Source organism: Thioclava litoralis (genome assembly GCF_045278885.1).
GTDB lineage: Bacteria > Pseudomonadota > Alphaproteobacteria > Rhodobacterales > Rhodobacteraceae > Thioclava > Thioclava litoralis.
In genome coordinates this window covers 426,025-438,410 of sequence record NZ_CP135443.1, presented here as the reverse complement: position 1 = coordinate 438,410, position 12,386 = coordinate 426,025, and the positions used below count along the sequence as shown (strand labels likewise).

The 12,386-nt window shown below is 62.2% G+C and carries 11 protein-coding genes; 6 read left to right on the top strand and 5 right to left on the bottom strand.

Annotated features, from left to right (window positions below):
- Positions 1 to 30: 30 nt before the first annotated feature.
- From RPE78_RS02025 to RPE78_RS02015, 3 genes are all read left to right on the top strand, one after another.
- Positions 31 to 531, top strand: coding sequence for an Lrp/AsnC family transcriptional regulator (locus RPE78_RS02025; RefSeq protein ID WP_339107858.1), 501 nt, complete (start codon positions 31 to 33; stop codon positions 529 to 531).
- Positions 532 to 687: 156 nt separating this feature from the next.
- Positions 688 to 1,386, top strand: coding sequence for a molecular chaperone DjiA (locus RPE78_RS02020; protein ID WP_339107857.1), 699 nt, complete (start codon positions 688 to 690; stop codon positions 1,384 to 1,386).
- Between the two features lie 7 nt (positions 1,387 to 1,393).
- On the top strand, positions 1,394 to 2,428 hold the full coding sequence (locus RPE78_RS02015; RefSeq protein ID WP_406721089.1) for an endonuclease/exonuclease/phosphatase family protein: 1,035 nt from the start codon (positions 1,394 to 1,396) through the stop codon (positions 2,426 to 2,428).
- Here RPE78_RS02015 and RPE78_RS02010 read toward each other — a convergent pair.
- Genes RPE78_RS02010 through RPE78_RS01995 form a run of 4 tightly spaced genes read right to left on the bottom strand, consistent with a single transcriptional unit; the run spans position 2,425 to position 8,042 of the window.
- Positions 2,425 to 3,978, bottom strand: coding sequence for a Ppx/GppA family phosphatase (locus RPE78_RS02010; protein WP_406721088.1), 1,554 nt, complete (start codon positions 3,976 to 3,978; stop codon positions 2,425 to 2,427). The genes RPE78_RS02015 and RPE78_RS02010 overlap by 4 nt on opposite strands.
- Positions 3,979 to 4,020: 42 nt before the next feature.
- Positions 4,021 to 6,186 (bottom strand): RNA degradosome polyphosphate kinase, encoded by a 2,166-nt coding sequence (locus RPE78_RS02005; protein WP_339107854.1) that lies wholly within the window; start codon positions 6,184 to 6,186, stop codon positions 4,021 to 4,023.
- 46 nt (positions 6,187 to 6,232) lie between these two features.
- The gene (locus tag RPE78_RS02000) at positions 6,233 to 6,925 is read right to left on the bottom strand and encodes a DnaA ATPase domain-containing protein (RefSeq protein ID WP_339107853.1); all 693 of its coding nucleotides are present in this window, start codon (positions 6,923 to 6,925) and stop codon (positions 6,233 to 6,235) included.
- A gap of 34 nt (positions 6,926 to 6,959) precedes the next feature.
- Positions 6,960 to 8,042: an AI-2E family transporter gene (locus tag RPE78_RS01995; protein WP_339107852.1), complete on the bottom strand. Its 1,083-nt coding sequence runs from the start codon at positions 8,040 to 8,042 to the stop codon at positions 6,960 to 6,962.
- Between the two features lie 200 nt (positions 8,043 to 8,242).
- Between RPE78_RS01995 and RPE78_RS01990 the strand changes: the two genes are divergently transcribed.
- Both RPE78_RS01990 and proS read left to right on the top strand, forming a co-directional pair.
- Positions 8,243 to 8,758: a hypothetical protein gene (locus RPE78_RS01990; protein WP_406721087.1), complete on the top strand. Its 516-nt coding sequence runs from the start codon at positions 8,243 to 8,245 to the stop codon at positions 8,756 to 8,758.
- Between the two features lie 82 nt (positions 8,759 to 8,840).
- Positions 8,841 to 10,181 carry a proline--tRNA ligase gene (proS, locus tag RPE78_RS01985; protein WP_406721086.1) on the top strand — a complete coding sequence of 447 codons (1,341 nt, stop codon included), beginning with the start codon at positions 8,841 to 8,843 and terminating at the stop codon, positions 10,179 to 10,181.
- A 43-nt stretch (positions 10,182 to 10,224) separates the two neighbouring features.
- Here the strand turns inward: proS and RPE78_RS01980 are convergent, their stop codons facing one another.
- Positions 10,225 to 11,001 (bottom strand): hypothetical protein, encoded by a 777-nt coding sequence (locus tag RPE78_RS01980; RefSeq protein ID WP_406721085.1) that lies wholly within the window; start codon positions 10,999 to 11,001, stop codon positions 10,225 to 10,227.
- Positions 11,002 to 11,130: 129 nt separating this feature from the next.
- Between RPE78_RS01980 and RPE78_RS01975 the strand changes: the two genes are divergently transcribed.
- Positions 11,131 to 12,303, top strand: coding sequence for a cytochrome-c peroxidase (locus tag RPE78_RS01975; protein WP_406721084.1), 1,173 nt, complete (start codon positions 11,131 to 11,133; stop codon positions 12,301 to 12,303).
- The last annotated feature ends 83 nt before the right edge of the window (positions 12,304 to 12,386 follow it).

Below are 12,386 nucleotides of genomic sequence, written 5' to 3'. Positions count from 1 at the left end.
TAGTTTTCGGCGCAAGGCGGAGGTGTGATCATGGCCAGTTCAAAGCTTGACGAAATCGACCGGAAAATCTTGGCCGAGTTACAGGCCGACGGGCGTATGACGAATGTGGAGCTGGCAAAGCGTGTGGGGATCTCGGCACCGCCCTGCCTGCGGCGTGTGCGCACGCTGGAAGAGGCGGGATATATCCGCGGCTACCATGCTGATGTGAACCCGCGCGAGCTGAATTTCGAGGTGCAGGTTTTTGCCTCGGTCCGGCTGCATTCGCAATCCGAGGCCGATCTGGCGCAGTTCGAGGCGCGTTGCAATACCTGGCCGCTGGTGCGGGAATGCCATATGCTCAATGGCGAGATCGATTTCATCCTGAAATGCGTGGCCCCCGATCTCTCGACCTTCCAGAGCTTCCTGATGAGCGATCTGACCGCTGCGGAAAACGTGGCCAGCGTGAAAACCTCGCTGGTGATCCGCTGTGCCAAGGACGAGCCCGGTGTGCCTTTCGACGTGCTGGAAAGCCGTCTGGCCAAGCAGGCCTGAACCTGTCTTGCCACGGGGCGGGGCGCGTGAAGCCCCTGACGGCCAAGAAGGTAGCCCCGAGCGAAGGGGCCGCATCTGGCAGCCGCGCATAAATTCGTGAGCCTCTGTGCAAAAATCGCGGTGTGCAGTCGGGCTGTTTCGAGCTAGACTGGCTGCATGGACAAGCCTCTTTCTCTATGGTCGCGCATCGCGGCGGCACTTGCTTCCCTGACGCGGGGGGAGGCGCTTTCGGATGTGTTCGACCAACTGCGCGCGCCGCCCGAACGGTCGGTTGCCTTCACCATTGCGGTGATCGCGCTGGGGGCAAAGATGGCCAAGGCAGACGGGCAGGTGACCCGTAACGAGGTCGAGACATTCCGCCGGATTTTCTCGATCCCGCCGGGCGAAGAGACCAATGCCGCGCGTGTCTTCAACATGGCGCGCACCGATGTGGCCGGTTTTGATGCCTATGCGCGCAAGATCGCCGCGATGTTCGGTCCGGGCAACGGGGTGTTGAAAGACGTGCTGGAGGGACTGTTTGCCATTGCGGTGGCCGATGGTGATTTCCACGAGAATGAAGAGATCTTCCTGAAAGAGGTGGCGCGGATCTTCGGTTTGAAGGACTGCTGCTATAGCGCCATCCGTGCCAGCTACGTGGCAGGGCCCGATCCGGACCCTTGGGCCGTGCTGGAGGTCGCGCCGGATGCGAGCCTTGACGAGGTGCGCAAGGCGTGGAAGGCGGCGATACGCGAGGCCCATCCCGATCGCGCGATTGCCCGCGGGATGCCGGAAGAGGCCGTGCGTCTGGCCCAAGACCGGACAGTGGCGCTGAACCGTGCGTGGGAAGAGATTCGCACGCGGCGGGAGATGGCCTAGGGGCATCATGCAGCGCGATATCAATTTGCGGATCGCGACCTATAATGTGGAGTGGTTCACCAATCTGTTCGATGCGCAGGGCGAGCCGTTATTTGACGGGCGGCCTACGCGCCACGAGCAGACGACCGCCGCCGGTCAGGCGCGGGCGGTGGCGCGGGTGATGGCCTCTGTCGATGCCGATCTGATGCTTGTGGTCGAGGCCCCCGATGACGGGGTCGGGCGGCATACACGGGTCAGTCTGGAGCTGTTTGCCGAGTATTTCGGGTTGCGCACCCGTGCCTGTCTGCATGGGGCGGCCAGTGTGACCCAGCAAGAGATCGCCTTGCTCTATGATCCTGATCGGGTGGCGGTGAGGCTTGATCCGGAACCGGGAAGCCATCCGGTGCCGCGCGTGCACGGGCTGAGTGCGGCCGATCATGTCTTCGACAAGCCGCCGCTTGAAGCGATCATCGAGAGTGCGGGCAGCACCTTCCATCTGATCGGGGTGCATATCAAATCGAAGGTCTCGCATGGCCAGACCGCGCGGAACATGCACCGGCAGGCGTTGCGTAGCCGTCGCAAGCAGCTTGTGCAATCGCTCTGGCTGCGCGAGCGGGTGGAGGACCTGCTACGGCAGGGGAAGTCACTGATTTTGCTGGGAGATCTGAACGATGGTCCGGGGCTGGACGAATATGAAGAAGTGCTGGGCCAATCCGCGCTGGAAGTGATTTCGGGGCAGCTCGGGCCGGGGCGGTATCTGCTGCATGATCCGCATGCCCGCCTGCAGGTCGGGCCGACGCTTGCCCAACCCGCATCGGCGCGGTTCTGGTCTGTGGCCGATCAGCATTATTTCGGCGCGATGGTCGATTACATCATGGTGTCGGGGGATCTTTGCGCCAACCGGCCTGCATGGCGGATCTGGCATCCGTTCGACGACCCCGCCTGTTATCGCAATGCCGAATTGCGGGAGGCGCTGCTGACCGCTTCGGACCATTTTCCGGTATCGCTGGATCTGGTGCTGCATGCCCCCGCCGAAGCAGGGGCAGCACAAGGCCGCCCTTAGGCGGGCTGGCGGATGACCGGCTTCACGCCAAGCGAATTGCATAGCGAGGTGAAGCGCGATTCGGTGACTTCGCCAAACAGGTCCGCGCCCTTGCGGGTCAGGCTGAGTTCCAGCCGCTTGTCCTCGCGGTGATGGGTCAGCACGCCCGCCTCGGTCGGGTCGTCAATCGAGAACATGGCCGCAAAGCGCATGGCCTTGCCCAAGATTTCGGCCTCGCGGATCTGGTCTTTCGAGAGCAGTTTGAAAAGGGCCTGATGCGCCGAGTTCGAGCGGTTGTTCTTGTAGCGATGCAAAAGCGCCAGCCCGACCAGAATCCGCTCCGGATGGGACAAGGCCGCCATATTGGCGCGGGTGACGTTTTCGAAACAGGCATCGGCGCGGTAATCGGGATGGGTGCGCCATGTCGTGTCATGCAGCAGGCAGGCCGCACGGATCAGACGGTAGGTTTCGGGCGGCACCTCGCCCCAGATCGGCTGGATGAAGCTGTGCATCTTCTTGCCAAAGCCGGGCAGGCGGGCGGCACGGCGTTCGGCATGACGGCACGCCTCGATCAGCGGATCGCGGCGGCGCAGACGGTCGGGCATCTGTTCGTAAAGCAGCCCCTCGCGGATCCCGTAAGAGGACACGTCGATTTCGGCGGGCTGGAACAGCGCGACCAGTTCGCGCAGCACGATGGCCGCATAGGGCACCAGATCCATCCGTGCCGAACCGATGCCGGTGCGGGTGCGCAAATCCGAGAGATTGGTGCTTTCGATCATCTCGAGGGTTTTGCCCACCGCCTCCGGTGTCATCCGGTATTCATGCAGCACCAGAAGCGGATAGGCCTCGCGCTCCATATCGATGCGGGCAATGGCGCGCCACGATCCGCCAACCAGATAGATCCGCTCGTAATCGGTGCCCACCTCGGCGGCCAGCCGCTGCATGGTCTCTTTGACATGGGCAATCTGCGCCGCACGGTCGCCCACAAGCTGCAAACGGAACGGCCCGAGCTGCGAGGAAACCCGCCGCCAGACCTTGCCATCTCGCACCTCTGCCAGTTCCATCGAATTGCCGCCGATATCGCAGATGAGACCGTTGGCATCGGGCCAGCCCAGCAGCACGCCCTGTGCCGACAGTCGCGCCTCTTCGGGACCGTCCACCACATGGATGGTCAGGCCGGTTTCCTGCTCGATCAGCTTGTGGAAGTTCGGCCCGTCTTCGGCATCGCGCATGGCGGCGGTGGCCACACAGGTCAGTGAATTGACCTTCATCCCCTTGGCCAGCGCGGCAAAGCGGCGCATCGCGGTCAGGGCGCGGATGCGCCCTTCGGGGTTCAATCGGCCCGTTTCGGCCAACCCCTGTCCGAGCCCCGCCATGACCTTCTCATTGAAAAAATAGGCAGGCGAACGCGCCGCGCCGTCAAAGACGACCATGCGGATAGAGTTCGAGCCTATATCGACGACCCCAACACGGCTGAGCGCGCGAATCGAGGGGTCGTCAAAGAGCGGTTTTCCGAAGGGATCCCACTCGTCATTGTCAGTGCTGCTACCGACGGCCACCATATCTGCCATCTGTGCCTTCCGGGCTAAACAAACATCGCCCAAATTCTAGGCTCAGTCGAAGCTATGAGCAAGCTTTGGCACGTCGCTTGCCCCCGCGGAACCCCGTCCCGAAAGCGACGGGTTTTCCATGAAGAAGCGGTGACAGCTGAACAGCGTCTGATTGTCCTCGGGCAGATAGCGGATGAATTTGCCATCGGGCTGCAAAATCCAGCTTTGGGCCTCATCGGCCATATTCGCCGCCATGATCTGTTCGGTGATCTGCGCCTTGACGGTGGGGTTTGTGGTCTCCACCAGCGTTTCCACGCGCCGGTTGAGGTTGCGCCCCATCCAGTCGGCCGAGCTGAAAAAGACCCGCGCCTTTTTCGAGGGCAGCCCGTGGCCATTGCCAAAGCAGACGATCCGCGAATGCTCCAGATAGCGCCCGACGATGGATTTCACGCGGATATTCTCCGACAGGCCCTTGATGCCGGGGCGGATGCCGCAGATGCCGCGGATCACAAGGCTTATCTTCACGCCTGCATTCGAGGCGGCATAGAGCGCGTCGATCACCTCGGGGTCGATGATCGAATTCATCTTCGCCCAGATTTCGGCGGGTTTGCCGGCTTTGGCATGTTCGGCCTCACGGGCGATCAGCTCCAGCAGGCGCGGCTTCAGCGTATGGGGCGAGATTGCAAGGTTCTCGAGATTTTCCGGCTGCACATAGCCCGAAAGATAGTTGAAAACCTTGGTCGCATCGCGCCCGAGCGCATCGTCACAGGTGAAGAAGCTGAGATCGGTATAGATTTTGGCCGTGATCGGGTGGTAGTTGCCGGTGCCGTAATGGGTATAGGTTACAAGGCTGTCTCCCTCGCGGCGCACCACGGTGCTGATCTTGGCGTGGGTTTTGTAATTGGTGAAACCATAGACCACATGCGCGCCCGCGCGTTCCAGCATCCGCGACTGGCGGATATTGGCGGCCTCGTCGAAACGGGCTTTCAGCTCGACCAGTGCCGTGACCATCTTGCCGTTCTCGGCGGCCTCGCAAAGCGCGGCGACAATGGGGGAATCCTTCGAGGTCCGGTAGAGGGTCTGCTTGATGGCCACCACATTGGGGTCATTGGCCGCCTGTGCCAGAAACCGCACCACCATATCGAAGGTCTCGTAGGGGTGATGCAGCAACATGTCTTTCTGGCGGATCGCCGCGAACATATTGCCTTCATGGTCCTGCACCCGTTCGGGAACGCGGGGGGTGAAGGAGGGCCAGAGCAGGTCGGGGCGGTCGTCAAGGATCAGCTCCTTGAGATCGGCCACGCCCAGAAGGCCGCGCACCTCAACCACCTCGTCTTGCGTGACATGCAATTCCTCGCGGATCACCTGATGCAGGCTTTCGGGCGCACCTGCCGTGATTTTCAGCCGGATCACCTGACCGCGCCGCCGCCGCTTCAGGGCGGTTTCAAACTCGCGCACCAGATCCTCGGCCTCGTCCTCGATCTCGAGATCGCTGTCGCGGAGCACGCGGAAGGCACAATGGCCGCGCTCGCGGAAGCCGGGGAAGAGCGAGTTCAGGTGCAAGAGCAGCACGTCTTCCAGCGGCAGGAAGCGCGCCTCTCCGGGCAGGCGGACAAACCGGTCGATCTGCTGCGGAATCGGCAGAAGCGCCTGCATGCGGCGCTTGTCGCCGGGGCGTTCCAGCTCCAGTGCCAGACAGAAGCCCAGATTGGGGATGAACGGGAAGGGGTGGGCCGGATCAATCGCCAGGGGCGAGAGCACCGGAAACACCTTTTGCAGGAAGTGATCGCGCAGGAAAACCAGATCGTCTTCGGTCAGCGTCGCGCGGGTCACCACATGGATGCCCGCCTCGTCCAGTTCACGCCGGATGGTGTTCCAGCTCGATTGCTGCATATCCATCAGCTGGCGGGCGTCTTCATTGATCAGTTGCAGCTGTTCGCGCGGGGTGAGCCCGTCATGCGAGGGGATATTATTGCCCTCGCGGACCAGTTCGCGCAGACCGGCCACGCGCACGGTGTAGAACTCATCAAGATTGGTGGCCGAGATCGAGACGAAGCGCAGCCGTTCCAGCAGCGGAACGCGCGGATTGGTGGCCTCTTCCAAGACCCGCCAGTTGAACGCGAGCCATGACAGCTCGCGGTTGAAGAAACGTCCGGGACCGGAGATGACTTCCTCGGGAAGTTCGACGGGCACGGGAAACGGGGTTTTGAGAAAATCAGCCTGTGTCATGACCGCGGTTATTGCCCTGAAATGTATCGGAAAGATGACAGTTTGATCAATCTTCCTCGTGAAGACCAAGACTGTCCAGAACGTCCGAGGCCAAAGAGCGGGTAATCGCGCGTTTTTCCGACAGTGACCTTGCGTCAAGAGCGGCCACCAGTGCCCGCGCCGTCGCCAGAGACCTGTCCATCCGGCTGACAAGCCACGGGATCAGCGTCACCGGCACATGAATCTGGCGGTCTGCAAACATTTTCACCAGAACGGCAGCCAGCAGTGCATCATCGGGTGGCATGATCTTGGCGCTGGTCGTGGCCTCCATACGCGAGCGCAGGTCCGGCACCACAAGCCCCCAGTCACGCGGCGCGGTGCGGGCGGTCAACAAAAGCTTCACCCCCTCCGCCTGACACAGATTGCACAGGTGGAACAGCAGTGATTCGCGTTCGCGGGTGCCCGCGATGTGATTGGCGTCATCCACGACGATTGCGCCCGCTGTTGCCAGCCAGGGCGCATCATAGTTCTGCAATTCGGCGGCGGGGATCAGCGGCGCGCGGTTCGCATCGGCCCAGATCTGCGCCAGATGGGTTTTGCCCGCGCCGGCATCGCCGGTCAGGATCATGCGCCCCGAGGTCCAGCTTTCGGGCGTGTCGAGCATCGCCAGCGCCAGCGCGTTGGCCTGTGCGACATAGTAATCCTCGCGCCCCTGCGACTGGCGCAGCGGCAGGTCGAATATCAGCTGTTTGCCTGTCATCCTGCCTCCCCCGGTCTGGCCGGGTCGTGCCTTTTCACTTGGTGAAATCTTCCGGCGGAAGATCCTTGGCGCCGACCCCTTTGTAAAGCGGTCCTTGCATGTACTGCTGGATGCCAAAACGTGCAAGCACACCCAGCATCGCCGCGACAGGCACCGCAACCAGCATCCCCACAAAACCGAACAGCGTCCCGAAGGCCGACAGGGCGAAGATCAGCCACAAAGGATGCAGCCCGATGGAATTGCCGACAAGCTTCGGCGTGATGATATTGCCTTCCAGAAACTGCCCCAGCGCGAATATGGCCGCCACAATCGCGATATGGCCCCATTCGCCCCAGAACTGGAACAGCGCAAGCCCGATGGCAAGGCTGCCGCCGATAATCGCACCGACATAGGGGATAAAGGTCAACGACCCCGCAATCGCCCCCGCGATCAGGCCGAAGTTCAGCCCCGCAAGCATCAGCCCGACGGCGTAGAACGTCCCGAGGATCAGGCAGACGGTCACCTGCCCGCGCACGAAGCCCGACAGGACGCGGTCGATATCGCGCGCGAGGCTGCGGATGGTGGCGGCATGTTCGCGCGGCAGCATCCGGTCGACCTTGGCCACAATCGGGTCCCAGTCGAGCAGCATATAGAAGGCCACCACCGGCACCACGACGATGAAGACGATGAAATTGACCACGCCCATAGCCGAGCTGAGCAGGGTGCTGGCCAGCTCGCCGCCGCGCTCCTGAATGGTCTGCCCGATCGAGACCAGCGCCTCGTTTACCGGCGAGCCGCTTTGTGCCAGTTCGGGGAATTGGGTCGTCAGGAAGTCTTTCAACTGGTTGAAAATCTGCGGCGCCGTTTGCACAAGTTGCGTCAGCTGGTCGACCAGAAGCGGCACGATGGCCAGCGCCGCAATCACGAAGATCAGCGTGGCGGTGACGGCAATCACGGTGGTGGCCAAGGCGCGCGACATGAATTTTTCCAGCCGGTCGGCCACGGGATCAAGGAAATACGCGATGGCACCGCCCACGATAAAGGGCAGGATCACATCTCCCATCAGCCAGAGCGCCAGCACGAAAACGACGATGACGATGGACCAGATGAGCGCTTGGTTGCGCATGGTAAAAGACATGATTGCTCCTGATATGGGTCTTGCGCAGAATGACGAAAAATCGGGCAAAGGCAACCGCCCGCACCGGACAGTGTCCCCGACGCCCTCGCGGTTGCGCATGTCAGGGCGCTTGAGAAGACGTGAACATAAGATAGGCGGGCGGGGCTTGCATCCAAGGGCGGCGGGCGTCACTCATGACGCGCCACAAACAGGAGCGTAAAATGAAGACCTTCTTTGTGATGGCGATGGTTTCGCTGGGGCTTGCACTTCCAGCCGCCGCAGAGACGGCCCGCGCCGATCTGGTCGATGCACAGGGGCAGGCATTGGCCTCTGTGACGGTCGCCGATCTGGCCCCCGAGGAGGGGTCTGTGCGTCTGGCGCTGGCCACGGTCGAACTGGCGGCAGGCGACAGGCTCGGGGCAGGGGTCGAGCTGGCCTCGGCCAGCGCCTGTCCGCGTGGGGCGGCGGGCACGCTGCTGATCCCGCAATCGGATCTTCCGTCCGACCCCAAGGCACAGGCCGACCGCCAAATGCAGGCGCAGGGGCAGGCACCGAAATTGCTGCTGCCTGCCGCCGGTCGTCAGAAGGCCGAATATCTTCTGCCCGATACCGATGTGCGCAGCGCCTTCCTTTCGCGGCAGCCGCGTGCGGTCAGCCTGCGCCAGAACGGTGTGCAGCTTGCCTGTGCGCTGTTCCAGACCGTGCCGGACACTGCGGAGCAGGCGCAAGATCTGTGATGCGCGTGGTTGCTCTTGCCTGACCGCGCCGAATGGGCTAGCCCGAAGGCCAGTTTCACCTAACCGACAGGGGCCGTCCCTCATGCGTCTTTCCCGTTACTTTCTTCCCGTTCTGAAGGAAAACCCGTCCGAGGCGCAGATTGCCTCGCACCGGCTGATGCTGCGTGCCGGCATGATCAAGCAACAGCAGGCCGGTATCTATTCGTGGCTGCCGCTGGGCTATAAGGTTCTGCGCCGTATCGAACAGATCGTGCATGAGGAACAGATCCGCGCGGGCCATATTCCGGTGCTGATGCCGACGATGCAATCGGCGGAACTCTGGCAGGAATCGGGCCGCTATGACGCCTATGGCCCCGAGATGCTGCGCATCAAGGACCGTCATGGCCGCGACATGCTGTACGGGCCGACCAATGAGGAGATGATCACCGACATCTTCCGCGCCCATGTCGAAAGCTACAAATCGCTGCCGATGACGCTGTATCAGATCCAGTGGAAATTCCGCGACGAGGTCCGCCCGCGTTTCGGTGTGATGCGTGGCCGCGAATTCTTCATGAAAGACGGCTATAGCTTCGATCTGACCCGCGAAGACGCGCTGCATGCCTATAACCGCCATATGGTCTCCTACCTGCGCACCTATGAGCGTATGGGCCTGACCGCGATCCCGATGCGCGCCGATTCCGGCCCGATTGGTGGCGACAATACCCATGAGTTCCTCGTGCTGGCGCCTACGGGCGAGTCGGAGGTGTTCTATGACAGCAATGTCACCGACCTCACCTTGGGCGACCGTGAGGTGGATTACGACAACCGCGAAGAGGTGGAAGCGATCTGCAAGGAGTTCACCACGCTTTACGCCCGCACCGACGAGACCCATGACGAGGCGATCTTCAACGAGGTCCCCGAAGAGCGCCGCAAATCGGCGCGCGGGATCGAGGTTGGCCAGATCTTCTATTTCGGCACCAAATATTCGGAATCGATGGGCGCTGTTGTCCAGACGCCCGACGGGTCGAAAGTGCCGGTCGAGATGGGCTCGCACGGGATCGGTGTATCGCGTCTGGTCGGCGCGCTGATCGAAGCGAACCATGACGACAAGGGCATTATCTGGCCCGAGGGTGTGACCCCCTTCCACGTGGGGATCGTCAACCTCAAGCAGGGCGATGCGGCCTGTGACAGCGCCTGCGACGCGCTTTATGCCGCGCTGGTGAAGGCGGGTCTGGACCCGCTTTACGATGACCGCAACGAACGGGCGGGCGCGAAATTCGCCACGATGGACCTGATCGGTCTGCCGTGGCGGATTACCGTGGGGCCGCGCGGTCTGGCGGCCAATAAGGTCGAACTGACCTCGCGCCGTAGCGGCGAAAGCGAGGAGATGTCGGCAGAGGCCGCCGTGGCCAAGATCATCGAGATCTACGCCCCCCACCGCTAAGGTTCAGGCCCCCGCTTCCTGCAAGCGGGGGTTTTTCATGCGGTCATCCGTCTCGGGGCGCCAGTTGCAGATGCAGGTGGTCGTCATGGCGCGCCGCCCGACAGCCCTGAAAACGGATCTTGGGCTCGTTTGCGCCGATCTCTGCCACCAGATGCGGTTCCAGAAAGACCTTGCCGATGGCAGGGTCGGCCTGAAGAACCGCCAGCAGGTCACGGGTCCGCTGAGGGTCCAGCTGATAGTCGGGAAAGAGCCCCTGTAGCCAGCCCATATCCCAGCGCAGCGTCGGCCATTTGCGCGGGCAGTCCGAGGGCCCCTGCTGGAAGGCGAAATATCCCAGAGGCGAGCGGGTCTTGCCCGCCAGATACTGGCCATCGCGCATATAATACAGCGCCAGATCCGCCTTGCGCCCGTCCTTATGCGACAGGTGCGGCAGCAGCGGAAAACCGTCGATAAAGGGGAAATTGGCGTCCAGCACCTGCGTGATCGTTCCCGGATGGCGGTCCTGCATGGTCTGGGCCGTGCGTTCCAGTGTGGCTTTCAGATCGGGCGTCACATAATTGCGGTTGAGTGCACAGGTCAGCCAGCTACGCATTTCCAGCGGGCCAGTGGCGTGGCCAGTGCCGTGGCAGGGGAGGGCCACCCGACCGCCCAGCGGTGCAAGCCACAGGCAGGCCGCCCATAACACCAGATAGCTCAGCGCAAAGAGCGCCAGACGCAGAGTGCGCCGTGGCATGGACAAAGAAAGCAGCCACGCCACCCCGCCGATCTGGGTCAGGAATGTCAGTCCGAGAATAAGAAAACCTTGCAGAATATAGCGCATCAGAAACAGCCCGTCATTGCTTTGTGGCATCTGGCACAGGGTGGGATCGCAGGCAATATGCAAGATCTTGATTGAAAAAATCAGGAAAATGCGGCATGGGCTTGGTCTGTAGGTTTATAACATCCCGTGATGCCGATGCCCGTTCTGTTCCGTCTGTCCGCGTTTGTCCTTGGCGTTGCCTGTGCGGCACCGCTTGCCGCGCCACTTGCCGCGCAAGAGGCGGCACCCGCGCCTTGGGCCGCGTGGGGCGAGATGCTGTTTCACGACACCGAGCTGTCGCAGAATGGCACGCAATCCTGCGCTACCTGCCATGATCCGGCGCTGGCCTTCACTGATCCACGTGAATCACAGGCGGGGCGGGCGGTGTCTTTGGGCGATGACATGACAAGTCTGGGCGACAGGAACGCGCCGACTTTGGGCTATGCGCGCTTTTCCCCCGCCTTCGGTCAGGATGGCTCGGGGATCTATCGTGGCGGGCAGTTCCATGACGGGCGTGCCAAGGATCTGACCGAGCAGGCGCGTGGCCCGCTGTTCAACCCGATCGAGATGGGGCTGGCATCGGCGGGGCTGTTTGCCCGGCGACTGGCTGAAAACCCCGATCAGGCGCGGCTGGCCCGCGATCTGGCGGGCATTGCCGACCCCGAAGCCGACCCCGAAGCCACTTTGGCCGCCGCCACCAAGGCGATTGCCGCCTTCGAGGCCACGGACGAATTCGCCCCTTTCGACAGCCGCTATGACCGTTTTCTGCGCGGCGAGATCGACTTGACGGATGAAGAGGAACTGGGGCGCATCCTGTTCTTTTCGCAGCAGTTTACAAATTGCAACCAGTGCCATCAGCTGCGCGCGACACCGGGCGAGGCGGGGGAGACCTTCTCGAATTACCAATACCATAATATCGGTGTTCCGGTGAATATTGCCGCGCGCGGGCTGAATGGTGTGGCCAGCGATTTCCACGATCAGGGGCTTCTGGCCAACCCCGCCATCACCGACCCCGCACAGGCGGGCAAGTTCAAGGTGCCGACCCTGCGCAATGTGGCGGTCACCGGCCCCTATATGCATAATGGGGTGTTCTCCGACCTGCGCACGGTGATCCTGTTCTACAACACCTATAACACCAAACGCCCCGAGCGGCATATCAACCCCGAAACCGGCAAGCCCTTTGCGCCGCCGGAGGTGGCGGGGACGCTGTCCCTTAAAGAGCTGGAGATCGGGCCTGCGCTGGATGACCAGCGTATCGACGCGCTGGTGGCGTTTCTCAAGACCCTGACCGATGCGCGCTACGAGCCGCTGCTGGAGCCGTAATATCGGCAGTTTGATGCAGGTGGCACCGGCCAGCGCTTGACCTTTCCCCCGCGTGCCGCAACTGTGCCGCGCGATTACGATTA

Bases quoted from the DNA above. Each gene is read 5' to 3' on its own strand.
- RPE78_RS02005 (WP_339107854.1), bottom strand. From the start codon at position 6,186: ATGACACAGGCTGATTTTCTCAAAACCCCGTTTCCCGTGCCCGTCGAA.
- RPE78_RS02000 (WP_339107853.1), bottom strand. From the start codon at position 6,925: ATGACAGGCAAACAGCTGATATTCGACCTGCCGCTGCGCCAGTCGCAG.
- RPE78_RS01990 (WP_406721087.1), top strand. From the start codon at position 8,243: ATGAAGACCTTCTTTGTGATGGCGATGGTTTCGCTGGGGCTTGCACTT.
- RPE78_RS02025 (WP_339107858.1), top strand. From the start codon at position 31: ATGGCCAGTTCAAAGCTTGACGAAATCGACCGGAAAATCTTGGCCGAG.
- RPE78_RS01995 (WP_339107852.1), bottom strand. From the start codon at position 8,042: ATGTCTTTTACCATGCGCAACCAAGCGCTCATCTGGTCCATCGTCATC.
- RPE78_RS01975 (WP_406721084.1), top strand. From the start codon at position 11,131: ATGCCGATGCCCGTTCTGTTCCGTCTGTCCGCGTTTGTCCTTGGCGTT.
- RPE78_RS01980 (WP_406721085.1), bottom strand. From the start codon at position 11,001: ATGCGCTATATTCTGCAAGGTTTTCTTATTCTCGGACTGACATTCCTG.
- RPE78_RS02020 (WP_339107857.1), top strand. From the start codon at position 688: ATGGACAAGCCTCTTTCTCTATGGTCGCGCATCGCGGCGGCACTTGCT.
- proS (WP_406721086.1), top strand. From the start codon at position 8,841: ATGCGTCTTTCCCGTTACTTTCTTCCCGTTCTGAAGGAAAACCCGTCC.
- RPE78_RS02015 (WP_406721089.1), top strand. From the start codon at position 1,394: ATGCAGCGCGATATCAATTTGCGGATCGCGACCTATAATGTGGAGTGG.
- RPE78_RS02010 (WP_406721088.1), bottom strand. From the start codon at position 3,978: ATGGCAGATATGGTGGCCGTCGGTAGCAGCACTGACAATGACGAGTGG.